Origin of the sequence: Mycobacterium saskatchewanense (assembly GCF_010729105.1) — a bacterium.
In the GTDB taxonomy this organism is placed as follows: domain Bacteria; phylum Actinomycetota; class Actinomycetes; order Mycobacteriales; family Mycobacteriaceae; genus Mycobacterium; species Mycobacterium saskatchewanense.
This window is the reverse complement of record NZ_AP022573.1, coordinates 4,373,052-4,395,938: the sequence shown is the minus strand read 5'-3', so window position 1 is coordinate 4,395,938 and position 22,887 is coordinate 4,373,052. Positions and strand designations below refer to the sequence as shown.

The 22,887-nt window shown below is 70.4% G+C and carries 21 protein-coding genes; 13 read left to right on the top strand and 8 right to left on the bottom strand.

The features are described from left to right. Nucleotides 1-6 precede the first annotated feature (6 nt). The gene (locus tag G6N56_RS20670) at nt 7-519 is read right to left on the bottom strand and encodes a mycothiol transferase (protein ID WP_085258747.1); all 513 of its coding nucleotides are present in this window, start codon (nt 517-519) and stop codon (nt 7-9) included. A gap of 65 nt (nt 520-584) precedes the next feature. On the opposite strand from G6N56_RS20670, the gene G6N56_RS20665 reads away from it, so the two are divergent. The 3 genes from G6N56_RS20665 to G6N56_RS20655 are packed head-to-tail and all read left to right on the top strand — an operon-like array spanning nt 585 to nt 4,207. Then, nucleotides 585-2,327: an N-acyl-D-amino-acid deacylase family protein gene (locus G6N56_RS20665; RefSeq protein WP_085258748.1), complete on the top strand. Its 1,743-nt coding sequence runs from the start codon at nt 585-587 to the stop codon at nt 2,325-2,327. 38 nt (nt 2,328-2,365) lie between these two features. Further along, nucleotides 2,366-3,784, top strand: coding sequence for a PPE family protein (locus tag G6N56_RS20660; protein ID WP_085258749.1), 1,419 nt, complete (start codon nt 2,366-2,368; stop codon nt 3,782-3,784). 18 nt (nt 3,785-3,802) lie between these two features. After that, nucleotides 3,803-4,207 carry a hypothetical protein gene (locus G6N56_RS20655; protein ID WP_085258750.1) on the top strand — a complete coding sequence of 135 codons (405 nt, stop codon included), beginning with the start codon at nt 3,803-3,805 and terminating at the stop codon, nt 4,205-4,207. 45 nt (nt 4,208-4,252) lie between these two features. Here the strand turns inward: G6N56_RS20655 and G6N56_RS29230 are convergent, their stop codons facing one another. The 3 genes from G6N56_RS29230 to G6N56_RS20640 form a co-directional block, all read right to left on the bottom strand. Beyond that, a complete protein-coding gene (locus G6N56_RS29230; protein WP_232069105.1) occupies nt 4,253-4,468 on the bottom strand; it encodes a DUF559 domain-containing protein in 216 nt (71 codons plus the stop codon). A gap of 494 nt (nt 4,469-4,962) precedes the next feature. After that, complete coding sequence (gene groL, locus G6N56_RS20645) at nt 4,963-6,588, bottom strand: chaperonin GroEL (RefSeq protein ID WP_077099793.1); 1,626 nt, start codon at nt 6,586-6,588, stop codon at nt 4,963-4,965. A gap of 203 nt (nt 6,589-6,791) precedes the next feature. Beyond that, complete coding sequence (locus G6N56_RS20640; protein ID WP_085258751.1) at nt 6,792-7,358, bottom strand: TetR/AcrR family transcriptional regulator; 567 nt, start codon at nt 7,356-7,358, stop codon at nt 6,792-6,794. A gap of 97 nt (nt 7,359-7,455) precedes the next feature. On the opposite strand from G6N56_RS20640, the gene G6N56_RS20635 reads away from it, so the two are divergent. Then, a complete protein-coding gene (locus G6N56_RS20635) occupies nt 7,456-8,370 on the top strand; it encodes an SDR family NAD(P)-dependent oxidoreductase (protein WP_085258752.1) in 915 nt (304 codons plus the stop codon). Nucleotides 8,371-8,380: 10 nt separating this feature from the next. Here G6N56_RS20635 and G6N56_RS20630 read toward each other — a convergent pair whose 3' ends face one another. Next, a complete protein-coding gene (locus tag G6N56_RS20630; RefSeq protein ID WP_085258753.1) occupies nt 8,381-9,082 on the bottom strand; it encodes a M24 family metallopeptidase in 702 nt (233 codons plus the stop codon). A 30-nt stretch (nt 9,083-9,112) separates the two neighbouring features. On the opposite strand from G6N56_RS20630, the gene G6N56_RS20625 reads away from it, so the two are divergent. After that, on the top strand, nt 9,113-9,619 hold the full coding sequence (locus tag G6N56_RS20625; protein ID WP_085258754.1) for a cupin domain-containing protein: 507 nt from the start codon (nt 9,113-9,115) through the stop codon (nt 9,617-9,619). Between the two features lie 209 nt (nt 9,620-9,828). On the opposite strand, the gene G6N56_RS20620 is transcribed toward G6N56_RS20625, so the two are convergent. Both G6N56_RS20620 and G6N56_RS20615 read right to left on the bottom strand, forming a co-directional pair. Then, nucleotides 9,829-11,265 (bottom strand): flavin-containing monooxygenase, encoded by a 1,437-nt coding sequence (locus tag G6N56_RS20620; RefSeq protein ID WP_085258755.1) that lies wholly within the window; start codon nt 11,263-11,265, stop codon nt 9,829-9,831. Beyond that, nucleotides 11,256-11,729, bottom strand: a complete 474-nt coding sequence (locus tag G6N56_RS20615; RefSeq protein ID WP_085258756.1) for a VOC family protein — start codon at nt 11,727-11,729, stop codon at nt 11,256-11,258. Before G6N56_RS20615 ends, G6N56_RS20620 begins: the two co-directional genes overlap by 10 nt. A gap of 62 nt (nt 11,730-11,791) precedes the next feature. On the opposite strand from G6N56_RS20615, the gene G6N56_RS20610 reads away from it, so the two are divergent. Continuing rightward, the gene (locus G6N56_RS20610; protein WP_085258757.1) at nt 11,792-12,730 is read left to right on the top strand and encodes an SDR family NAD(P)-dependent oxidoreductase; all 939 of its coding nucleotides are present in this window, start codon (nt 11,792-11,794) and stop codon (nt 12,728-12,730) included. 18 nt (nt 12,731-12,748) lie between these two features. Then, the gene (gene moeA, locus G6N56_RS20605) at nt 12,749-13,954 is read left to right on the top strand and encodes a molybdopterin molybdotransferase MoeA (protein ID WP_085258758.1); all 1,206 of its coding nucleotides are present in this window, start codon (nt 12,749-12,751) and stop codon (nt 13,952-13,954) included. On the opposite strand, the gene G6N56_RS20600 is transcribed toward moeA, so the two are convergent. Then, the gene (locus G6N56_RS20600; RefSeq protein ID WP_085258759.1) at nt 13,947-15,110 is read right to left on the bottom strand and encodes an MFS transporter; all 1,164 of its coding nucleotides are present in this window, start codon (nt 15,108-15,110) and stop codon (nt 13,947-13,949) included. The two genes, moeA and G6N56_RS20600, sit on opposite strands and share 8 nt — an antisense overlap. 63 nt (nt 15,111-15,173) lie before the next feature. Here G6N56_RS20600 and G6N56_RS20595 point away from each other — a divergent pair, with 63 nt between their 5' ends. The 6 genes from G6N56_RS20595 (at nt 15,174) to G6N56_RS20570 (ending at nt 22,881) form a co-directional block, all read left to right on the top strand. Beyond that, a complete protein-coding gene (locus G6N56_RS20595) occupies nt 15,174-15,896 on the top strand; it encodes a phosphatidylserine decarboxylase (RefSeq protein WP_085258760.1) in 723 nt (240 codons plus the stop codon). Next, on the top strand, nt 15,893-16,756 hold the full coding sequence (pssA, locus tag G6N56_RS20590; RefSeq protein WP_085258761.1) for a CDP-diacylglycerol--serine O-phosphatidyltransferase: 864 nt from the start codon (nt 15,893-15,895) through the stop codon (nt 16,754-16,756). Before G6N56_RS20595 ends, pssA begins: the two co-directional genes overlap by 4 nt. Further along, a complete protein-coding gene (locus tag G6N56_RS20585; protein ID WP_085258762.1) occupies nt 16,753-18,936 on the top strand; it encodes an AAA family ATPase in 2,184 nt (727 codons plus the stop codon). The genes pssA and G6N56_RS20585 overlap by 4 nt, the downstream gene beginning before the upstream one ends. A gap of 134 nt (nt 18,937-19,070) precedes the next feature. Next, nucleotides 19,071-20,501: a long-chain-fatty-acid--protein ligase gene (locus tag G6N56_RS20580; RefSeq protein ID WP_085258763.1), complete on the top strand. Its 1,431-nt coding sequence runs from the start codon at nt 19,071-19,073 to the stop codon at nt 20,499-20,501. Beyond that, nucleotides 20,498-21,955 carry an acyl-CoA reductase gene (locus G6N56_RS20575; RefSeq protein ID WP_085258764.1) on the top strand — a complete coding sequence of 486 codons (1,458 nt, stop codon included), beginning with the start codon at nt 20,498-20,500 and terminating at the stop codon, nt 21,953-21,955. Before G6N56_RS20580 ends, G6N56_RS20575 begins: the two co-directional genes overlap by 4 nt. Further along, complete coding sequence (locus tag G6N56_RS20570) at nt 21,952-22,881, top strand: SDR family NAD(P)-dependent oxidoreductase (protein WP_085258765.1); 930 nt, start codon at nt 21,952-21,954, stop codon at nt 22,879-22,881. The genes G6N56_RS20575 and G6N56_RS20570 overlap by 4 nt, the downstream gene beginning before the upstream one ends. Nucleotides 22,882-22,887: the final 6 nt, after the last annotated feature.

Sequence of the window (22,887 nt, the reverse complement as noted above, 5' to 3'; positions counted from 1 at the left end):
GCGAACCTAGCGAATTCCTCGCACGTACGCGGCCTGCCCGAGGTGCTGGGCGCAGTCGTCGATGATGCTGACCAGCCGGGCGCTGGCCGTCACCGGCGGGTCCCAGTTGTCGTCGACGACACGGGCCAGCTCGTCGGCGGTCACGCTCGCGACGTATTCGAGGGTGAGCTTGTGCACGGCGTGGTAGTAGCCGGACAGTAGGTCGGCGGGCGCGTGCACCTTCGCCACCTCGTCGGGTCCGTGCCCGTAGCCGGTGTCGTTGCGGGGCAGGTCCAGGCCGAACCGATCGACCCATCCGTCGCGGGTCCACACCTGTTCCACGCCGGCGACCTGCGCCAGCTGGATGTCCTGGACCCGCGCACTGTGCCACAACAGCCAGGCGATGCTGTTGGCGCCCGGGGCGGGCCGGTAGTCGGACACCTCGTCGGTCAAGCCGTCGGTGAGGTCGTCGACGTGCTCGATCAACCGGGTGAACGCGTCGCGGAGCAGTTCCTGAACGGTCTGGTCGGGGCTGGCCATATCTGCGACAGTACGGGCAGCCGACGAGCCTGGCACGACCCACCATCCGGCCGTAGATTATTTAGATGGCCTACGACCTCATCATCCGCAATGGCACCATCATCGACGGGTTGGGAGGCGAGCCGTACGTCGGCGACGTCGCCGTGAGCGACGGCATCATCGCGACGGTGGGGCCCTCCGTCGACGCCGACGGCGCCGCGCGGGAGATCGACGCGACCGGGCTCCTCGTCACCCCCGGATTCGTCGACCTCCACACGCACTACGACGGTCAGGCGATCTGGTCCGAGCGCCTCACGCCGTCGTCCGCGCACGGCGTGACCACGGTGGTGATGGGCAACTGCGGGGTCGGCTTCGCCCCGTGCCGCCAGTCCGACCACGACGTACTGGTCGACGTGATGGCCGGGGTGGAGGACATCCCCGGCGTCGTGATGACCGACGGCCTGCCGTGGACGTGGGAAACGTTCCCGGAATACCTGGACGCGCTCGAGGCGGGCAAGCGCGACATCGACGTGGCCGCCTACCTGCCGCACTCCCCGCTGCGGGTCTATGTGATGGGCCAGCGCGGGGCCGACCGGGAGCCGGCCACCGCCGAGGACCTCGCGCAGATGCGGACGCTGGCCAAGGAGGCGATGGAGGTCGGCGCGCTGGGCTTCGCGTCGTCGCGGCTCACCATCCACAAGACCGAGAGCGGCTCGCCGATCCCCAGCTACGACGCCGCCCGCGAGGAGATCGAGGAGATCGCCAGGGGCGTGGTCGACGGCGGCGGCGGCCTGCTGCAGTTCGTGCCCGACATCCCGGCCGGCGGCTACCAGCCGGTGCTGCAGACGGTGTTCGACGTGGCCGAGGACGTGGGGCTGCCGGTGACGTTCACGCTGGTCGTGGCCAATTCCGGCGACCCGACCTGGGAAGACGCCATCACCATGATCGAGAAGGCCAACACCAACGCCGGCGGCGAGCCGAGGGTCACCGCGCAGCTGCTGCCCCGCCCCATCGGGCTCATCATCGGGCTGGAGCTGAGCGCCAACCCGTTCGTGCTCTACCCCAGCTACCGCGAGATCGCGCACCTGCCGCTGGCCGAGCGGGTCGCCGAGATGCGCAAGCCCGAGGTGCGCGCCCGCATCCTGGCCGACAAGCCCGGGCATGGGCACCCGATCCTGTACGTGGCGCAGGCCTGGGATTGGATCTACCCGCTGGGTGACACGCCCGACTACGAGCCCGACCCGTCGACGTCCATCGCCGCCCGGGCGCGTGCGCGCGGCGTCAGCCCGATGGAGGAGGCCTACGACCGGCTGCTCGACGACGATGGCCACGCCACCCTGCTGGTCGCGACCAGCAACCTGCCGAACAACTCGCTGGACACGGTCGGCCAACTCCTGCACCGCGACGACGTGGTCCTGGGCCTCGGCGACGGCGGTGCCCACTACGGGATGATCTGCGACGCCAGCTACTCGACGTACTTCCTGGCGCACTGGGCCCGCGACCGCAAGGCGGGCCGCTTCACGGTGCCCGAGGCCGTCCGCGAGCTGACGTCCGTGCCGGCCCGCGTCGCCGGGCTGGGCGACCGCGGCCGCATCGCCGTCGGCTTCAAGGCCGACCTGAACGTGATCGACCACGCCGCCCTGCGACTGCACAAGCCGGTGATCTCCTACGATCTGCCCGCCGGGGGGCGCCGCTTAGACCAAACGGCCGACGGATACGTGACAACGGTCGTTTCCGGGGAGATAATCGCCGAAAGGGGTATTCCCACCGACGCCCGTCCGGGCAAGTTGGTCCGGGGACGTCGAGCCACTCCGGTACCTGCCCGATAACGCCACGAAGGGCCGCCCATCCCGGTTAAGTTGGGTCCGTGACGAGCCCGCATTTCGCGTGGTTGCCGCCAGAAATCAACTCGGCACTAATTTTCGCCGGTCCGGGGGCGGCGCCGCTGCTTGCCGCGGCCGAAGCCTGGGATGGGCTGGCCGAGAATCTGGCGTCGTCGGCATCGTCGTTTTTCTCGGTGACTTCGGATCTCGTCAATGGCTCGTGGCAGGGCGCGTCGGCGACCGCCATGATGTCCGTCGCCACCCAGTACGTCAGCTGGCTCACCGCGGCAGCGGCCCAGGCCGAGGCGGCGTCCACCCAGGCCGCGGCCATCGCGGGGGCCTTCGAGGCCGCCGTGGCGGCCACCGTGCAGCCGGCGGTGGTCGCGGCCAACCGCGCGCTGGTGCAGGCCCTGGCCGCCACGAACTGGTTCGGATTCAACGTCCCGGCGATCATGGACACCGAGGCCGCGTACGAGGCGATGTGGGCGGCCGACGTGGCGGCGATGTTCGGTTATCACGCCGACGCGTCGTCGGCCGCCGCGCAGCTGGCGCCGTGGCAGCAGGCTCTGCAAAAGCTTGGCTTCTCGTTCAGCAACGGGCAGATAAATTGGGGGCCGGTACCGCTGACGTCCGGTAACAGTTCGAACATCGGGATGGGCAACAGCGGCACCCAGAACGTCGGCTCCGGAAACTCGGGAAACAACAACTTCGGCTTCGGCAACTTCGGCAACAACAACTTCGGCTTCGGCAACACCGGCAACAACGATTTCGGCATCGGATTGACCGGCAATAACCAGATTGGTTTCGGCGGCTTCAATTCCGGTACCGGCAACATCGGCTTGTTCAACTCGGGCAACAACAACATCGGCTTTTTCAACTCCGGTACCGGAAACTTCGGCATCGGCAACGCGGGTTTGTCCAACACCGGCGTGCTGAATTCGGGATCGGTCAACACCGGCTTCTTCAACGCCGGCACGGCCAACACCGGGTTCTTCCAGGACAACGGCCTGGGCGCCTCCGGTGCCGCGGAGTCCACCCAGTTGAGCGCGTCCCACTACGTCACCGGCGGCGCGGGGGCGGCCAATCTCAGCTCGGGCCTGCTCAACTCGGTCGCGGCCAACACCGGCGGCGTCAACGCCAGCCTCTCGTCGCAGGCGCTCCTCAACCCGCCGCCGGCCCCGGCCATCGGCGGCCCGGGTGACGGAGGCGCCATCGCGGGCCTCGAATCGCGGGGCGCGTCGGCGAGTGCGGCGGCGGCGGCCAGCGGGCCCACCCCGATCCCGCCCGCCCTGCGCACGACGACGTCGGCCCCGTCGAGTGTCGTCCCCACGACGAACGACGCCGCCTTCCGCAACACCACCGTGACCCGGGAGCCCGGCATTCCCAGCTCAGGTTTCTTCCCGAAGGACCGCACCCCGGACGCACCGAACCCGGGCACCAGGGAGCCGTTCCTCCCCGAGTAGCGGCCTATCCTCGAAGCCATGCGCGCCAAGAAGAAGGTCGACCTGGACCGGTTCGCCGCCGCCCTTACCGACTACCCGTTCGCGTATCTGATCACCGTCGACGACGGCTATCGCGTGCACACCGTAACCGTGGAGCCCCGGCTGCGTGACGGGTCGGTCCTGGACGTCGGGGTCATCGGCGGCCGCACCCGCGAGAATCTGGCACGCCGCCCCGAGGTCACCCTGCTGTGGCCACCGCGCGAGCCGGGCGGGTATTCGCTGATCGTCGACGGTGCGGCCGAAGTGTCCGACGGCACCGGCGAGACCGCCCACTTGGACGTCGTCCCGACCCGCGCGCTGTTGCACCGCGACGCCGACCCGGACTCCCCGGAGGCGGCCAAGGGCTGCCTGCACGATTGTGTGGTGTTCTCGCTGCCCGCCTGACGTGTGCGCCGAGCGTGGGCCCTACGTTCGGCCAGCATCCCGATCTCATCCAAAGGCCCCACGCTGGCGGAGCTTCGTCACCACGCGCTCGATGATCGCCTCCGGCCGACGCGACAGCATCTCGGCGCTGACCCTGACCACCGACCAGCCGGCCGCTTCGAGCAGCGCGATTCGCTCGAAGTCCCACGACCGCTGATAGCGGTCCGCCCAGTGCTGGATGCCGTCGTACTCGACGGCCGCCTGCCACTCGCGCCAGCCCATGTCGACCCGGATCCGCAGCTCTCGGAACTCGATCGGCGTCGCCGCAGCCTGGTCTCTCGCGGCGACTCCGCCCCGCCGTCGTCCACGCCGAGCGCGGCCCGCAGCCGCCGGATGCCGCGCGTCCCCGGGTGCCGGTCAGCCACGGCAGCGGCGGCCACCGGCTCGATGCCCGTCGCATTGAGCAACCCGTCGAGGACCGGTACCGACCTGGCGACGGGCATGCCGCGGCCGATGTCGAACGCGGTCCGGGCCGCGGTCGTCAGGCGCATTCCCCGCCTGATGTGCACCTCGTCATCGGCCAGCCGATCGCTGTGGACGCGACGATCCCGGGCTGAGCGTGCGGTCGGCGCGGGCGTTTTCGGCGGGGCCGGCGCAATGTGTGCGTCGAGTGTGGGCTCTGTGGACGGAATGCGGACCGTGGAGCTACTCATCGCTCACGCTCGGCGCACGAAAAAGCCCGGCCCCCAGGGGGACCGGGCTCTTTCGTTGACTTTCTAGAAGTCCATGCCGCCCATGCCACCGGTCGGGTCGCCCGCGGGAGCGGCCGCCTTTTCCGGCTTGTCGGCGACGACGGCCTCGGTCGTCAGGAACAGCGCCGCGATGGACGCCGCGTTCTGCAGCGCCGAACGCGTCACCTTGACCGGGTCGGCAACGCCGGCCTTCAGCAGGTCCTCGTACTCACCGCTGGCGGCGTTCAGGCCGGTCCCGGCGGGCGAGTTGCGGACCTTCTCGGCGACAACGCCGGGCTCCAGCCCGGAGTTGAAGGCGATCTGCTTCAGCGGAGCCTCGAGCGCCACCTTGACGATGTTGGCGCCGGTCGCCTCGTCGCCGGTGAGCTTCAGCTCGTCCAGCGTGGGAGCCGCCTGCAGCAGGGCCACGCCGCCACCGGCGACGATGCCCTCCTCGACGGCGGCCTTGGCGTTGCGGACCGCGTCCTCGATGCGGTGCTTGCGCTCCTTGAGCTCCACCTCGGTGGCCGCCCCGGCCTTGATCACCGCAACACCGCCGGCCAGCTTGGCCAGGCGCTCCTGCAGCTTCTCGCGGTCGTAGTCGGAGTCGCTGTTCTCGATCTCCTGGCGGATCTGGGCCACGCGCCCGGCGATGGCGTCGGTGTCACCGGCGCCCTCGACGATGGTGGTCTCGTCCTTGGTGACGACGACCTTGCGCGCCTTGCCGAGCAGGGCGACGTCAGCGCTCTCCAGCGAGAGGCCGACCTCCTCGCTGATGACCTGACCACCGGTGAGGATCGCCATGTCCTGCAGCATCGCCTTGCGGCGGTCGCCGAAGCCGGGGGCCTTGACGGCCACCGACTTGAAGGTGCCGCGGATCTTGTTGACGACCAGGGTGCTCAAAGCTTCGCCCTCGACGTCCTCGGCGATGATCAGCAGCGGCTTGCCGGCCTGGATGACCTTCTCCAGCAACGGGAGCAGGTCCTTGACGGTCGACACCTTGGAGCTGACCAGCAGGATGAACGGGTCCTCGAGGACCGCTTCCTGACGCTCGGCGTCGGTGACGAAGTAGCCGGAGATGTAGCCCTTGTCGAACCGCATGCCCTCGGTGAGCTCAAGCTGCAGGCCGAAGGTGTTGGACTCCTCGACGGTGATGACACCCTCGTTGCCGACCTTGTCCATCGCCTCGGCGATCAGGTCGCCGATCGACTGGTCGCCCGCGGAGATCGCGGCGGTCGCGGCGATCTGCTCCTTGGTCTCGACGTCCTTGGCCGACTTGAGCAGGGTCTCGGTGACCTTCTCGACGGCCTTCTCGATGCCGCGCTTGAGCGCCAGCGGGTTGGCGCCGGCCGCGACGTTGCGCAGGCCCTCCTTGACCAGGGCCTGGGCCAGCACCGTGGCCGTCGTCGTGCCGTCACCGGCGACGTCGTCGGTCTTCTTGGCGACTTCCTTGACCAGCTCGGCGCCGATCTTCTCGTACGGGTCCTCCAGCTCGATCTCCTTGGCGATGGACACACCATCGTTGGTGATCGTGGGGGCGCCCCACTTCTTCTCCAGGACGACGTTGCGGCCCTTGGGACCCAACGTCACCTTTACCGCGTCGGCGAGGGCGTTGAGCCCCCGCTCGAGGCCGCGACGGGCCTCTTCGTCGTACGCAATTGTCTTGGCCATTGCGAAGTGATTCCTCCGGATCGGGAATGACACCGGGTGACCACGGGTGGCCACCCCATTACTTACGCTGGCCGGGTGCAGTGCCCGCGACGGACGACCCCAGGTGTCTGCTGGTCTCACCGTCCCGACCTAGCACTCAGCGGTCGCGAGTGCCAACGTCATTCTTAGCACTCGCCTATGCCGAGTGCAAGAAGGTCCACCCCTTATCGCTGCGCGCGTAAACCGTCGATGACGACGTCGGTCACCTGCTCGGCCAGCGCCGGGTTGTAGGCCTCCATCGCCTGGCACCCGACGAGGAGCGCCTTCACCTCGCGCACGCCGACGTCCCGCCGCGCCGTGCCGGCTTCCTGCGCGGCGCGCAGCAGGTCGCCCAAGACGTCCAGAAAGGCCTCTTCGGCGTCGGGCGCGACGGTCTCGATGTCGATGCCCAGGCCCGCCAGCGCGTCCGCCAGGCCGCGGTCGGTCGCACCCCACCGCAAAACGGTGCGGCGCAGGAAGGTGAAGAGCGCTTCGCCGGGCCCCTCGGTGGTCAGCAGGGCTCGCGCCTCGTTGATGAGGTGCCCCATGCGGTCCGCGATGACCGCCGCGAACAGCGATTCCTTCGTCGGGAAGTGCCGGTAGACGGTGCCGGCGCCGACCCCGGCGCGGCGGGCGATCTCGTCGATCGGCACCGACAACCCGTCGGCCGCAAATGTGTCGTACGCGATCTCCAGCACGCGCGCACGGTTGCGCGCCGCGTCGGCGCGCAGCGGTCGGACGGGTTGCGCCATTCTTCTCACCTCGGATTGCAAACGGGGCGTGCGTTCCGTATAGTCCGGATCAACCGGAGCGCTCGCCCCGTTTAGTCTACTAGTTGAGGAGCCTTCCATGGCCAAATGGACCACCGCGGACATTCCCGACCAGACCGGCCGGGTCGCCGTCATCACCGGGGCCAACACCGGCCTCGGCTACGAGACCGCCCTGGCGCTCGCCGCCCACGGAGCGCACGTCGTGCTGGCGGTGCGCAACCTGGACAAGGGCAAGGACGCCGCCGCGCGGATCGCGGCCACCAGCCCCCAGTCCGACGTCGCCCTCCAGGAACTGGACCTGACCTCGCTCGAATCCGTCCGCGCCGCCGCCGAGCAGCTCCGGTCGGCCCATGACCGCATCGACCTCTTGATCAACAACGCCGGCGTGATGTGGACACCGAAGTCGACCACGAAGGACGGCTTCGAGCTGCAGTTCGGCACCAACCACCTCGGGCACTTCGCATTCACCGGTCTACTGCTGGATCGACTCTTGCCGGTCGCGGGATCACGGGTCGTGACCGTCAGCAGCCTCGGCCACCGCATCCTCGCCGACATCCACTTCGACGACCTGCAGTGGGAACGCAGCTACAACCGCGTCGCCGCCTACGGGCAGGCCAAGCTGGCCAACCTGCTCTTCACCTACGAGCTGCAGCGCCGCCTCGCCCCGCGCGGGACGACGATCGCGGCGGCCGCCCACCCCGGCGGTTCGCGCACCGAGCTGACGCGCAACCTTCCCCCGCTCGTCGAGCGGTTCGCGACTCCGTTGTTCGGCCTGATCTCGCAGGACGCGGCAACGGGCGCCCTTCCGACGCTGCGCGCCGCCACCGACCCGGGCGTGCTCGGCGGCCAGTACTACGGGCCCGACGGCTTCGGCGAGATGCGCGGTCACCCGAAGCTGGTGGGCTCCAGCGACAAGTCCCACGACGCCGACCTACAGCGGCGGCTGTGGGAGGTCTCCGAGGAGCTCACGGGAGTCACCTACCCCGTCGACTGAGCGGGCCGGGTCAGGGCAGGTCGAGCAGCTGCTCGTAGAAGCCACCGAAGCCGCGGGCGCGATCGACCAGATGGATCTCCAGGATCCAGTGGCAGACGCGGCCGGTGGGATCGGTGCGCCGCATCGGCCTGCCCGACCCGGGCATGATGTACCACTGCCGGCCGGGACCGGCGATCCTGCGGTGCGGGAATTCGCCCACCAGGTGACCGGCAATCGGGCTGCCCCACTCGAAGCCCTCGGCGTGGGCCACACCGACCACGAAGTCGAACAATTCGGCGCCGGTCACACCCTCGTGGTCATCGAAGTATTCGCGCCCGGCCCGCCACACCCGTGGAAGTGCGTCGCGGAGGGCCGTTTTGGCCGGATCGCCGCCGAGCACGAAGGTGCGGCCGAAGTCGGCCTCCCACTCCTCGAAGATCGGGCCCAGGTCCAGAAAGACCATGTCGTCCGCGGCGATCACCCGGTCCGGCGGGCGCTCGGCGAAGGGCTGCATGGTGTTCTCGCCGGCCCGCACGATCCGCCGGTGCCAGTGCCGGGTCACGCCGAACAGGTCGGCCGCGAGGCGTCCGATTTCGTCGGACAGCTCCCGCTCGCCGACGCCGGGACGAATCATGGCGCGGCGGTCGATCTCGTCGAACAGTTGCGCCGCCCGGCGTTCGGCGTCGAGGAGCCGCCGCACCCGCACGCTCTCTTCGGTCGCCGGCCCCTCCACACCGGCGATGCTAGCTGGCAGGCTGGGCGCATGTCCCTGGTCGTGCCGCCCTATCCCCCGCCGCGATACACGAAGGATCGGCCGGAGGTCAGCGCCCGGCTCAAGCGGGCCCCGGAAAACGGCGGGGCGCCACCCGATTACGAGACCTCCGGCGTCCGATACCACTACCTGGCCAACCAGCGGGACACCGGCGGCGACTATGGCCTGTACCGGGTCGACCTCCCGCCCAACGGCGGTGGGCCCGGGCCGCATTTTCACCGCGCCATGTCCGAGGCGTTCTTCGTACTCTCGGGCACGATGAAGCTCTACGACGGCACCCGGTGGGCCGACGGCCACCAGGGCGACTTCCTCTACGTGCCGCCCGGCGGAGTGCACGGCTTCCGCAATGGGGCGAACGAGCCGGCGTCGATCCTGATGCTCTTCGCGCCGGGCGCGCCGCGAGAGACCTACTTCGAGGGCTTCGCGGCGCTGGCCGACATGACCGACCACGAACGCCGCGAGTGGTTTGTTCGCCACGATAATTTCTGGTTGCAGTAACCCGGCCACCCCGATCACTGCGTAGGGTGTGGCCGTGCTGGCGAAGAAGCGCTCGAAGCGGGCCGCGGCCAACGCGCGGCAGAAAATCGAAATGGCGATGAGCGCCCCGATCCGGGCGGGTGAACGCCTCAAGGGAGAACCGCGCTTCCCCCGGCGGCGCGCGGGATATTTCGCGAGGGCCGCGCAGCAGCCGGCCCGCCCGGCGACTGCTACCGCGCGAAGCGGTAGTCGCCGTCGACCGGCTCGCGAGTGCGCTCGAAGAATGTCCGTCCGCTGTAAGGCAATTGGGTGACGACCTTGCCGCTGGGGTGGCGGAAGTAGTTCGCGCACGCGAGCCACACCTTGCCCGACATGGCCGCCTGGATCTCGTCGTTGTAGCGCCGCTGCGCCGCCGCGGTGACCTCGACGGTGCGCGCGCCACGAGCGTCCATCACCTCGAGGATGCGCCGGACGAACGTCGTCTGCGCCTCGTGGATGTAGATGATCGAGTTGACGCCGTTGGTGTTGGGGCCGTAGAGCGTGAACAGGTTCGGATAGCCGGCCACCAGAGTGCCGAGGTAGGCCTCGGCGCCGTCGCGCCACTCCTCGCGCAGGTGCCGGCCGCCGGCGCCGTACACGTCGATGCTGGCCAGGTAGTCGGCCGCGGTGAACCCGGTGCCGTAGACGATGGTGTCGACGCGGTGCTCGACGCCGTCCGCGGTGCGCACGCCGCGCTCGGTCAGCTCGGCGATGGCGGTGGTCTCAAGGCTGACGTTGGGCAGCGACAGTGTGGGATACCAGTCGCGGGACATCAGCGGGCGCTTGCAGCCGACGGGGTAGTCGGGCGTCAGCTTCGCCCGCAGTTCGGGGTCGGCCACCTTGCGCATCAGGTAGCTGCGGGCCAACTCGGTCGCCTCGCGGGTCTGCGCGTCGCCGACGTCGAAGCTCGCCGACTCGTAGGCGTCGAAGGCCTCGTCGCGCAGCCTGCGCGCCGCGGCGGGATCGCGTTCGAACAGGTCCTGCTGTTCGGGGGTGAACGGGAAGTCGAACCGCGGCGCGATCCAGATCGGGGTGCGCTGAAACACCGTCAGGTGTGCGGTCTTGGGCGCGATCGCCGGCACGTACTGGACGGCGCTGGCGCCGGTGCCGATCGACGCCACCCGCTCGCCGTCGGTCGACTTGCCGTGGTCCCAGCGCGCCGAGTGGAATTGGCGGCCGCGGAACCGCCGCGCCCCGGGGATCTCGGGGACGTGGGGCACGTCGAGCATCCCGACGGCGCAGACGACGGCGTCGAAGTGGTGCTCGCGCCCGTCGTCCGCCGTCAGCGTCCAGCGCCGCCGCGCGTCCGACCAGCGCGCGCACGCGATCGCGGTGCCGGGCCGCAGGCGGGGGCCCAGCCCAAACCGGGCGGCGACCCCCTCGAGGTAGGCGAGGATCTCGGGCTGGTTCGCGTAGGTCTTGCTCCACCGCGGGTTGGGCGCGAACGAATACGAGTACAGGTGGGACGGGACGTCGCAGGCCGCGCCGGGAAAGGTGTTGTGGCGCCAGGTGCCGCCAAACCCGTCGGCCCGGTCGAAGATGGTGAACTCGTGCCCCGCCTCCGCGAGCTGGATGCCCATCGCGATGCCGCCGGCGCCGGCGCCGATGATGCCGACCGTCAGTCCCATTGGGCGAAGTAGGGTCGCTGCGGCCGGCTCTTTTCCACCAGGATGAACACCACGCCCCACGGGTCGGCAAACCAGGTGGTGCGCACCCGCGCGACCTCCGCGATGCCACTGACCAGGAACCGCACCCCTTTACGCTCCAGCTCCGCCCGGGTGGCGTCGATGTCCTCGCAGATCAGCCCGACATGCGACAGCCCGTGCTCGGTGAGGGCCGCGCACCGAGCGGTGCCGTCGGCGCCGAGGTACTCGATGACTTCGAGCACCCGGTCGCCGTCGCCGGGAAAGCCGACGATTGCCGCCTTCATGCTGGGGTCGGACACCAACTCCCCCATGTCGTTGCGAATGGCGTTACCGGCCATGACGTACGGCGGCGAGAGCACACGCAGGCCCAACACGTCGCGGTAGAAGGCGACCGCGGCCTCACAGTCGGGGACGCACACCCCGGAATGGGCGAGCCCGGTAATCACGTTCTCGACTCTACCCATGCCGCCCGGGGCACACGGCTGAGTATTTTTGGGCCATGGCTGCCATGGCTTCCCACGACCAAGAGACCCGCGACTGGTCGCAGGCCGACGTGCCGGACCAGAGCGGCCGCATCGCCGTCGTCACGGGCGCGAACACCGGCATCGGTTATCACACGGCGGCGGTACTCGCCTTCCGCGGCGCGCACGTCGTGCTGGCGGTGCGCGACCTGGAGAAGGGCAACGCCGCACTGTCGCGCATCGTGGCGGCCAGTCCGCGCGCCGACGTCACGCTGCAGCGGCTCGACCTGTCCTCGCTGGACTCGGTGCGGTCCGCCGCCGCCGCGCTGGGCGAGGCCTACCCGCGCATCGACCTGCTGATCAACAACGCGGGCGTGATGTGGACGCCGAAGTCCACCACCGAAGACGGCTTCGAGCTGCAGTTCGGGACCAACCACCTCGGCCACTTCGCGCTGACCGGCCTGCTGCTCGACCACCTGCTGCCGGTGCGCGATTCCCGGGTGGTGACGGTCAGCAGCCTCGGCCACCGGCTGCGGGCCGCGATCCACTTCGACGACCTGCAGTGGGAACGCCGCTACGACCGGATCGCGGCCTACGGGCAGTCCAAGCTCGCCAACCTGCTGTTCACCTACGAGCTGCAGCGCCGGCTGGCGGCCCGCCCCGACGCGAAGACCATCGCCGTGGCCGCCCACCCCGGCGGCTCCAACACCGACCTGGCCCGCAACCTGCCCGGCGTGTTCCAGCCGCTCAAGGCGGTGCTCGGTCCGGTGCTGTTCCAGAGCCCCGCGATGGGAGCGCTGCCGACGCTGCGGGCGGCCACCGATCCCGCCGTTCAGGGCGGGCAGTACTACGGCCCCGGCGGCTTCCTCGAGCAGCGCGGCCGGCCCAAGCTCGTCGAATCCAGCGCGCAGTCGCACGACGAGGAGCTGCAGGGCCGGCTCTGGGCGGTTTCCGAAGAACTCACCGGCGTCCGGTTCGGAATTTGACGGGCGAATAATGGCCGCGTGCGCTCAGTCGACGAACATCAGCGTGTCGTATCCGGATTGATCGGCCCCCGGCCGCCCGTCGCGGTCCCGCTGGCCGACGCCCTGGGCCTCGTTCTGGCCGACGACGTGGTGGCACCGCTGGCGCTGCCCGTGTTCGACAACTCCGCGATGGACGGCTACGCGGTCCGCGCCGAGGACACGTCGGGCGCGACGCCGGAGCGGCCGGTGGTGCTGCCGGTGCCCGAGGACATCCCCGCCGGGCGCACCGACGAACTGACCCTGCGGCCCGGGACCGCGCACCGGATCATGACCGGCGCGCCGGTGCCCGCCGGGGCAACGGCTATCGTGCCGGTCGAGGACACCGACGGCGGCGTGGACACGGTCGCGATCCGGCAGCCGCGAGAGGCCGGCAAGCACATCCGGCAGGCCGGCGAGGACGTCGCGGCCGGCACCACAGTGTTGCGCCGGGGCCAGGTCGTGACGCCGGCGGCGCTGGGCCTGGCGTCGGCGCTCGGCCTGGCGGAGCTGCCGGTGACTCCCCGCCAACGGGTGCTCGTGCTGTCCACCGGGTCCGAGCTGGTCACGCCGGGCAACCCACTGCGGGCGGGCCAGATCTACGAGTCCAACTCGATCATGCTGGCGGCCGCCGTCCGCGACGCCGGCGCGGAGGTGGCGGCCGTGGCCACCGCCGAGGACGACGTCGCGCAGTTCAGCGCGCTGCTCGACCGCTACGCCGCCGACGCGGACCTCATCATCACCAGCGGCGGGGTGAGCGCCGGCGCCTACGAGGTGGTCAAGGACGCCTTCGGGCGGGAGGGCGACCAGGGCGTCGAATTCGTCAAGGTCGCCATGCAGCCCGGGATGCCGCAGGGCATCGGCCGCGTGGCGGGCACCACGATCGTGACCCTGCCCGGCAACCCGGTCAGCGCGCTGGTCTCCTTCGAGGTGTTCATCCGGCCCGCGCTGCGCCGGGCGATGGGCCTGCCCGACCCCGAGCGGCCACGCCGGGACGCCGTCCTGGCCGAGTCGCTGACCTCGCCGCGCGGCAAGCGCCAGTTCCGCCGGGCGATCCTCGACCGCGAGGCCGGCACCGTGATCAGCTACGGCCCGCCGGCATCGCATCACCTGCGGTGGCTGGCGTCGGCCAACGGGCTGCTGGACATCCCGGAGGACGTCGTGGAGGTGGCCGCCGGGGCGCGGCTGCCGGTGTGGGACCTCACCTAGGCGCGGCCAGCCGGTCGAAGGCGGGGCTGCAGCGGATGGCGATCGCCACGATCGTCATCATCACCGGAATCGTCACCAGCGCGGCCGACAGGCCGAACAGCCGGGCCAGATGCCCGATCAGCGGCGGTCCCAACAGGTAGCCGACCCATCCCGTGGCGGCCACGACAGCGATCGATGATCCGGCCGCGCCGGCCGAGTAGGCGGCGCTGAAGGCGCTCGGCACCAGCAGCGCCACGCCGGCGCCCAGGCAGGCGAAGCCGACGACGGCGGCGCCCGCGGCGCCCGCCGCCAGCGCCACGCTCATGCCCGCCGCGGCGACCAGCGCGAGGGCCGGCAGCAGTCGACGGCTCGGCACCCGCGCGTGCAGGCGCAGCGCGCCGAACCGGGTGACGACCATCGTGCACGTGTACGCCGCGTAGCTCAGCGCGGAGACACCCGCGCCGGCGCCGATGACGTCGCGCACATAAGTGGCCGACCAGTCGGTGGCGGCGCCCTCGCACAGGAAGGACACGAACGCCACCGCCGCGAGGATCGCCACGGCCGGCGTGAACCAGCCCCGGCCTGTCCGCACCGTCTCCGGCGAGCCGGGTTCCGTGTCGGCGGTCAGGTGGCGGGTGAGCGCCTCCCCGCCGATGAGGACCAGGACGCCGAGGACGGCCAGCTGGGGCGCCAGGCCGATGCCCGCGCCGACGCACGCGGCCCCGAGCAACGCGCCGAGCAGCGCGCCGACGCTCCACATGCCGTGGAAACGCGCCATGATCGGCGCGCGCGCCAACCGCTCGACCGCGGCGGCCTGGGTGTTCATCGCGACGTCGAGCGCCCCCTGGAAGAAGCCCCACAGCGCGAGCGCGCCGAACAGCGCCGCGCCGGAACCAACCAGCCCCACCGCGGTCCCGGCGGCGGCGTACCCCGCGAGCGTGAGGCGGACCAGCCGGCGACTGCCCCAACGAGGCAGCGCCCAGTGGCAGAGGACCGTCGCGGCGACCGAGCCGAGCGGCGACCCGAACAGCGCGGTACCCAGTGCCACGTCGGACAACCCGAATTCGGCCTTCATCCGGGGGATATGGGCGGCCCACGACGAGAACAACACGGCGTGGACGAGGAACGCTGCGGTGACGCCGACCTTCGCGCGGCGCAGCTCCGTCCCCGATCGCATGTCGAAGTATGGCGTTCCCGCTGCGGCCCGCGGCGAATCCCGCGCCTTTCGTAAGATGGCCGCGTGGCACGACGCCCCCGCACGATCGGTCCGACCGCGCAGGACCCGGCTTTCAGCCCGCAGCACGTGCTGGAGCTGGTGCGCTCCGCCGTCCCGCCGGTCCACCCGGCCGGGCGGCCGTTCGTCGCCGCCGGCCTGGGGGTGGCCCTGGCCGGGCACCGCCACCGGTGGGTGCGCCGCGCCGGCCTGCTGGCCGCCGGCGCCTGCGCCGGTTTCTTCCGTCATCCTCCGCGGGTGCCGCCGTCGCGGCCCGGCGTCGTGGTGGCGCCGGCCGACGGCGTGGTGTGCGTGATCGACACGGCCGCCCCGCCCGGCGAACTCGGCATGCCGGACACGCCGCTGCCGCGCGTCAGCATCTTCCTTTCACTGCTGGACGCCCACGTGCAGCGGGCGCCGGTGAGCGGCGAGGTGATCGACGTGCAGCACCGGCCCGGCCGGTTCGGGTCGGCCGACCTCGCCGCCGCCAGCACCGACAACGAGCGCACCAGCCTGCGGATCCGGGCCGTGAACGGCGCCGAGGTGGTGGCGGTGCAGATCGCGGGGTTGCTGGCCCGCCGCATCGTGTGCGACGCGCGGCGGGGGGACAAACTGTCGATCGGCGACACCTACGGCCTGATCCGGTTCGGCTCCCGGCTGGACACGTACCTGCCGGCCGGCGCCGAACCGGTGGTGCAGGTGGGGCAGCGCACGCTCGCGGGCGAGACCGTGCTGGCCGTCCTGCCATGATCAGCAAGCCCCGCGCCAGGCGGTCGGTCAACCTGCAGATCCTGCCCAGCGCGATGACCGTGCTGTCCATCTGCGCGGGCCTGACGTCGATCAAGTTCGCGCTCGAGCATCAGCCCAAGGCCGCGATGGCGCTGATCGCCGCCGCCGCCATCCTCGACGGCCTCGACGGCCGGGTGGCCCGGATCCTGGACGCGCAGTCCCGGATGGGCGAGGAGATCGACTCGCTGGCCGATGCGGTGAACTTCGGCGTGACGCCCGCGATCGTGCTGTACCTGACGCTGTTCGCCCAGTCGCCGGCCGGGTGGATCGTGGTGCTGCTGTACGCGGTGTGCGTGGTCCTGCGGCTGGCCCGCTTCAACGCGCTGCAGGACGACGGCAGGCAGCCCGCCTACACGCACGAGTTCTTCGTCGGGATGCCCGCGCCGGCGGGCGCGGTGTCGATGATCGGCCTCATCGGCCTCAAGCTGCAGTTCGGGCCGGGCTGGTGGACGTCGACGACGTTCCTGTGCATCTGGATCACCGGGACGTCGATGCTGATGATCAGCAAGATCCCGATGCGCAAGATGCACGCCGCCGCGGTGCCGCCGAACTGGGCCGCCCCGCTGCTGGCGCTGCTGGCGATCGCGGCGGCGGCCGCGGTGCTGGCCCCCTACCTGTTGATCTGGGTGATCATCGTCGCCTACCTGTGCCACGTGCCGTTCGCGGTCCGCAACCAGCGCTGGCTCGCCGCCCACCCGGAGTCCTGGACGGACAAACCGGAGCAGCGCCGCGCGGCGCGGCGCGCCAACCGCCGGGCGCACCCCAACCGCCGATCGGTGACCCGGCTGGGGCTGCGCAAACCGGGCGGGCGCGTGCCATGACGCCCGGCGCGGCCCGGCAACTGACCTTGACCGCACGGCTGAACACGTCCGCCGTCGACTCCCGCCGCGGCGTCGTCCGCCTCCATCCCAACGTCGTCGCCGCCCTCGGCATCCGGGAGTGGGACGCCGTGTCGCTGACCGGGTCGCGCACCACCGCCGCCGTGGTCGGGCTGACCGGCCCCGAGTCCCCGGTCGGCACCGCGCTGCTCGACGACGTGACGCTGTCCAACGCCGGGCTGCGCGAGGATATGCCGGTGCTCGTCGGCCCGGTCACGGTGTACGGCGCGCGGTCGGTGACGTTGTCTGGATCGTCGCTGGCCGCCAGGTCGATCTCGCCGATGACCCTGCGGCAAGCCCTGCTGGGCAAGGTGCTCACCGTCGGCGACGCCGTGTCGCTGCTCCCCCGCGACCTCGGCCCGGGCACGTCGACATCTCCTGGCGGCCGGACGGCCGCCGCTGCGCTGGCCGCCTCGGTGGGCATCAGCTGGACCTCGGAACTGCTGACGGTCACCGGCGTCGACCCCACAGGGCCGGTCAGCGTGCAGCCGAACTCGCTGGTCACGTGGGGTGCGGGCGTGCCGGTCGGCGCCCCGGCGCCGTCGCAGGAGCTGGTCGACACCGCGAGCCCGGAAACCGTCGTCGAGGAGCTCAAGGGCTCCCAGCCGCAGGCCGCCAAGCTCGCCGAATGGCTGAAGCTCGCGCTTGACGAACCGCACCTGCTCAGAACGCTGGGCGCCGGCGCGAACCTCGGGGTGCTGGTATCGGGCCCTGCCGGGGTGGGCAAGGTGACGCTGGTGCGCGCGGTGTGCGACGGCCGCAGGCTCGTCAAGGTCGACGGGCCGGAGGTCGGCGCCCTGAACGCCGAGGAGCGGTTGCGCGCCGTGGCCGCGGCGGTCGCGGCGGTGCGCAGCGGTGGCGGCGTGCTGTTGATCACCGACGTCGACGCCCTGTTGCCGGCCACCCCCGAACCGGTGGCCGCCCTGATCCTGGGCGAGCTGCGCACCGCCGTGGCCACGGAGGGCGTCGCGCTGATCGCCACCTCGGCCCGCCCCGACCAGCTCGACGCCCGCCTACGCGCCCCCGACCTGTGCGACCGGGAGCTGAGCCTGCCGCTGCCCGACGCCGGCACACGCAAGGCGCTGCTGGAGTCGCTGCTGAAGCCGGTGCCGGTCGGCGACCTGGACCTCGCCGAGATCGCCAGTCGCACACCGGGTTTCGTCGTCGCCGACCTGGCGGCCCTGATCCGGGAGGCCGCGCTGCGGGCGGCGTCGCGGGCCAGCGCCGACGGCAGACCGCCCGAGCTGAGCCAGGAGGACCTGCTCGGCGCGCTGACCGTGATCCGCCCGCTGTCCCGCTCCGCGAGCGCGGAGGTGACGGTCGGCAACGTGACGCTCGCCGATGTCGGTGACATGGTCGAGGCGCGGCAGGCGCTGACCGAGGCGGTGCTGTGGCCGCTGCAGCATCCCGACACGTTCGCCCGGCTGGGTGTCGAGCCGCCGCGCGGCGTGCTGCTCTACGGGCCGCCGGGCTGCGGGAAGACGTTCGTGGTCCGCGCCCTGGCCAGCACGGGGCAGCTCAGCGTGCACGCCGTCAAGGGCTCGGAGCTGATGGACAAGTGGGTGGGCAGCAGCGAGCGCGCCGTGCGCGAGCTGTTCCGGCGCGCAAGGGATTCCGCTCCTTCGCTGGTGTTTCTCGACGAGGTGGACGCGCTGGCGCCGCGCCGCGGCCAGAGCTTCGACTCCGGCGTGAGCGACCGGGTGGTGGCCTCGCTGTTGACCGAGCTCGACGGCGTCAACCCGCTGCGCGACGTGGTCGTGCTGGGCGCGACCAACCGGCCCGACCTGATCGATCCCGCGCTGCTGCGCCCCGGTCGGCTGGAGCGGCTGGTGTTCGTCGAGCCGCCCGACGCCGCGGCGCGCCGCGAAATCCTGCGCACCGCGGGCAAATCCGTCCCGCTGAGCGCCGACGTCGACCTCGACGAGGTGGCCGCCGAGCTGGACGGCTACAGCGCCGCCGACTGCGTGGCGCTGCTGCGCGAGGCCGCCCTGACCGCGATGCGCCGGTCGATCGACGCCACCGACGTGACGGCCGCCGACCTCGCGTCCGCGCGCAAAGTCGTTCGGCCCTCGCTCGATCCGGGGCAGGTGGACTCGCTGCGCGCGTTCGCCAAAGCTCTGTAGCACCGCCCGCGCCGACGCGCCGATCCGGGACGTCCACTCGCGTCTCCGTCCTTGCAGTTGACTGCACTATTGCCTGTGACTGCACTGACCGCTATCGTGAGGCGGACCGGCCCGGCGATGAAGCGAGGCATCCGATGACAGTCACGGCAGCGCGGCCGGTGAGTGAGTTCATGAACGACCCGATCGGCTTCTTCGCACAGTCCTATACGCGGATGCACAGCATCGACCGCGGGGAGCTCGAAGAACTGCAGCGCGAGGCGATGGGCATCCGTTTCCGGGAGCACTACGACAGCATCGAGATGCTGCGCAAGCTGGCCGACAGGCTTGGCGTCAAGGCGCTCGTAGAATTCAACGACGTTGCGCCGCTGCTCTTTTCACATACAGCTTTCAAGTCGTATCCGCCGGTACTCATCGACAGGAAGCGCTTCGATCTGATGACCAGGTGGCTCGACAAGCTCACCAGCTACGACCTGTCCCACGTGGACACCGCCGGGTGCACCGGGATCGACGACTGGATCGACCGGCTCGACGCGCAGACCCCGCTGGAGGTGATCACCTCCAGCGGTACCACCGGCACCATCTCGATCCTGCCCAAGGACAAACGCGGCGCCGAACAAGGCATGACGCTGTGGAAGATCTGCCTATTCCAGACATTCGGCCACGAACCGACCGATGCCGAACTCAACCCGGTGGTGGACGTGGTGTGGCCGAATTTCGCCAGCGGCAAGCTGGGCCACCTGCGCATCGCCAACATGCTCAAGCGCGGCTTCACCGGCGGCGACGAAAGCAGGTTTCACGCGCTCTACCCGGGCGCGGTCGATACCGACCTGATGTTTCTCGCCTCCAAGATGCGCGCCGCGGCGTCGCGCGGCGAGCTGGACCGGCTGGAGATCGACCCCGCGCTGGCCGCCCGCAAGGACGAGTTCATCGCCATGCAGGCGCGCCAGGCCCAGGACGTCGAGGAGTTCTTCACCCGGCTTTCCGAGCAGCTGCGCGGCAAGCGGGTGTTCATGACCAGCGCCTTCGGCCAGATGTACGACATCGCCAGGGCCGGCCTGGACCGCGGCGTGCGCGACGTCTTTGCCCCCGACTCGGCGATCCTCACCGGCGGTGGCATGAAAGGCGTTGTGCTGCCTGACGATTTCATGGATGTCATCAAGGAATTCCTCGGGGTCGACCGCATCCAGGTCGGCTACGGCTTCTCCGAGTCGAGCACGTTTCACTGGGGGTGCAGCGAGGGCCGCTACCACGTCGCGCCGTGGGTCATACCGTTCGTGCTCGATCCCGACACCAGCGAGCCGCTTCCGCGCACCGGTGTGCAGACGGGCCGCGCGGCCGTCTACGACATCCTGCTGCGCGCGCACTGGGGCGGCGTCATCTCCGGCGACGAGGTGACGATCGACTGGGACCTGCAGTGCCCGTGCGGGCAGGCCAGCGTCGCCTTCGAGCACGACATCATGCGCTACAGCGAGAAGCGGGGTGTGGAGGACGACCGGATCACCTGCGCCGCAACACATGAGGTGCACAACGAGGCGGTGAACTTCATGAAGGGCGTCGACCTGTGATCGCATACACCGTCCCGCTGTTCCTGCGGGGCGAGGTCATCACCGACGACCTGGTGCCGTTCGACACCCGCATCGGCGCTTCACAATTCGCCGCGCCCGACATGGCCAAGTATGTCGATCGGCTGCCGTTGCGCAGCCCGGCGCAGCTGAGCGACCTCTACGAGCTGAGCTTCGACGACATCCTCGACGTGCTCGAAGCCCTCGGTGACGCACTGGATTTCGAGACGAACCGGCACCTGCAGGAGGCCTACGAGGCCTCGATGATTGCCAACGTGCTGCCCGCGGAGATGATGCGCAACAGTTATCTGGTGCTGCGGCCGCTGTTCTCCCGCAACAACGTCCTCGAAATCGCCGAAACCCAGGTCGGGCTCGACTACCTCAACGGCTGGGTGCCGCACACGTTGCACGACGGACGCGAACTGCGGGTGCGCGCGTTCGGGTCCCGGGTGCTGCACATCCCGGCGGGCAACGGCGGCCTCGTCTCGGCGGTGACGATCCTGCGATCGGTGATCACCCGATCCGACGTCATCATCAAGGCACCGTCCAACGATCCGCTCACCGCGATCGCCATCGCCCGCACCCTGGCCGACGTGGCGCCGAACCACCCGATCACCAAGCATCTGGCCGTCGGGTACTGGAAGGGCGGCGACCTCGAAGTCGAAGAGAAGCTCTACCAGCCCCAGCACATCGAGAAGATCGTGGCGTGGGGCGGACTGGCGTCGGTCAAGCACGTCACCCGCTACATCCAGCCGGGCCTGGAACTCATCGCTCTCGACCCGAAGCGCAGCGCGACGATCATCGGCGCCGAGGCGTTCGCCGACTCCGACACCATGCGCGAGGTGGCCCGCCGCGCCGCCGTCGACATCGGTGTGGCCAACCAGGAGGGGTGCGCCAACGCCCGGGTCATCTACGTACTCAGCGGGACCGACCCCGCGGGTGTGGCCAACGCGAATCGCCTGGGCGAAATGATCTACCAGGAGCTGGTGTCGCTGCCCACGTTCATCAGCACCCCGGCGCGGTACCCCAACCGCGAGCTGCTCGACCACGTCGAGTCGTCGCGGATGGCCGACGACTTCTACCGCGTGATCGGCGGAGAGCGCCGCGAGGGCGCCATCGTCGTCTCGCAAATCGATGAGCCGGTTGACTATTCGCCGATGCTCTCGGGACGGGTCGCTAACATCGTGCCGGTGGACAACATCGACAAGGTGACCGCCGCGGTCAACGCCTACACGCAGACCATCGGCATCTACCCCGAGTCCCTCAAGCGTCAGCTGCGAAACACGTTGCCGCTCTTCGGCGCCCAGCGGCTTACCAGCCTGGGCTATGCGTGCAGCGTGGCCATCGCGATGCCGCAGGACGCCATCGAGCCGATCCGTCGGATGTGCAAGTGGATCGTCGACGAGGAATGCGACCCCGACGTCGTCGTTCCGCTGTGGCAGCTCGCACGGGCATGACCGGACCCCGCAGCGCGTTGCAGGTCGTCGAGGGAATCGACCTGTCCGGCAAGACATGTGTGATCACCGGCGCCTCGTCCGGGCTGGGCCGCGAGTCGGCCCGCGCCCTGGCTGCCGCGGGCGCACACGTCATCCTGGCGGCCCGCAATCGCGACGCCCTGGCCGAGGCGGCCCAGTGGGTAGCCGACGAAGTTCCCGGCGCCCGCACCTCGACGGTGCCACTCGACCTCACCGCGCTGTCCAGCGTGCGCGCGGCGGCCGCCGCGATCGCCGGCATGGCACCGGTGATCCACGTGCTGATGAACAACGCCGGCGTCATGTTCACCCCGTTCAGCCGCACCCGCGACGGATTCGAAATACAAATCGGAACAAATCATTTCGGCCACTTCGAACTCACCCGGCTGCTCATCCCGCAGCTGACCGCCGCCCACGGTGCCCGGCTGGTCATCCTGTCCTCCGGCGGCCACATCATGGGCGACGTCGATTTCGCCGATCCCAACTGGGAGCGCCGCGACTACGACAAGTTCGTCGCCTACGGCGCGTCCAAGACGGCGAACATCCTGCACGCGGTGGAAGCCGACCGGCGCCTGCGCGACGTGGGGGTGCGCGCCTTCGCCGTGCACCCCGGCACCGTGGCGACATCGCTGGCCCGCTACATGTCCCGCGAGGACTTTTCGCAGCTGCGCAAGCTCGTCGTCGCCAGCGGGACCACACGCGGCGAGCGGACCGACGGACATCTCGACTTCGTCATGCCCGAACACGGCGCGGCCACCCAGGTGTGGGCCGCGGTCAGCCCGGAGCTGGACGGCCGGGGCGGGTTGTACCTGCAGGACTGCGCGGTCGACGACGCGGTCGCGCCGTATGCCCGCGACGAGCAACGCGCAACGGAGTTCTGGACGCTCTGCGAGCAGTTGTGCGCGCAATAGACTGCT

What these genes read in the sequence shown, in the direction of transcription:
- G6N56_RS29230 (WP_232069105.1), bottom strand. Translation starts at nt 4,468, where the DNA reads ATGGGCTGGCGCGAGTGGCAGGCGGCCGTCGAGTACGACGGCATCCAG.
- pssA (WP_085258761.1), top strand. Translation starts at nt 15,893, where the DNA reads ATGATCAGCAAGCCCCGCGCCAGGCGGTCGGTCAACCTGCAGATCCTG.
- G6N56_RS20640 (WP_085258751.1), bottom strand. Translation starts at nt 7,358, where the DNA reads ATGGCGCAACCCGTCCGACCGCTGCGCGCCGACGCGGCGCGCAACCGT.
- G6N56_RS20625 (WP_085258754.1), top strand. Translation starts at nt 9,113, where the DNA reads ATGTCCCTGGTCGTGCCGCCCTATCCCCCGCCGCGATACACGAAGGAT.
- G6N56_RS20600 (WP_085258759.1), bottom strand. Translation starts at nt 15,110, where the DNA reads ATGCGATCGGGGACGGAGCTGCGCCGCGCGAAGGTCGGCGTCACCGCA.
- G6N56_RS20585 (WP_085258762.1), top strand. Translation starts at nt 16,753, where the DNA reads ATGACGCCCGGCGCGGCCCGGCAACTGACCTTGACCGCACGGCTGAAC.
- G6N56_RS20665 (WP_085258748.1), top strand. Translation starts at nt 585, where the DNA reads ATGGCCTACGACCTCATCATCCGCAATGGCACCATCATCGACGGGTTG.
- G6N56_RS20570 (WP_085258765.1), top strand. Translation starts at nt 21,952, where the DNA reads ATGACCGGACCCCGCAGCGCGTTGCAGGTCGTCGAGGGAATCGACCTG.
- G6N56_RS20580 (WP_085258763.1), top strand. Translation starts at nt 19,071, where the DNA reads ATGACAGTCACGGCAGCGCGGCCGGTGAGTGAGTTCATGAACGACCCG.
- G6N56_RS20670 (WP_085258747.1), bottom strand. Translation starts at nt 519, where the DNA reads ATGGCCAGCCCCGACCAGACCGTTCAGGAACTGCTCCGCGACGCGTTC.
- G6N56_RS20655 (WP_085258750.1), top strand. Translation starts at nt 3,803, where the DNA reads ATGCGCGCCAAGAAGAAGGTCGACCTGGACCGGTTCGCCGCCGCCCTT.
- G6N56_RS20635 (WP_085258752.1), top strand. Translation starts at nt 7,456, where the DNA reads ATGGCCAAATGGACCACCGCGGACATTCCCGACCAGACCGGCCGGGTC.
- groL (WP_077099793.1), bottom strand. Translation starts at nt 6,588, where the DNA reads ATGGCCAAGACAATTGCGTACGACGAAGAGGCCCGTCGCGGCCTCGAG.
- G6N56_RS20610 (WP_085258757.1), top strand. Translation starts at nt 11,792, where the DNA reads ATGGCTTCCCACGACCAAGAGACCCGCGACTGGTCGCAGGCCGACGTG.
- G6N56_RS20620 (WP_085258755.1), bottom strand. Translation starts at nt 11,265, where the DNA reads ATGGGACTGACGGTCGGCATCATCGGCGCCGGCGCCGGCGGCATCGCG.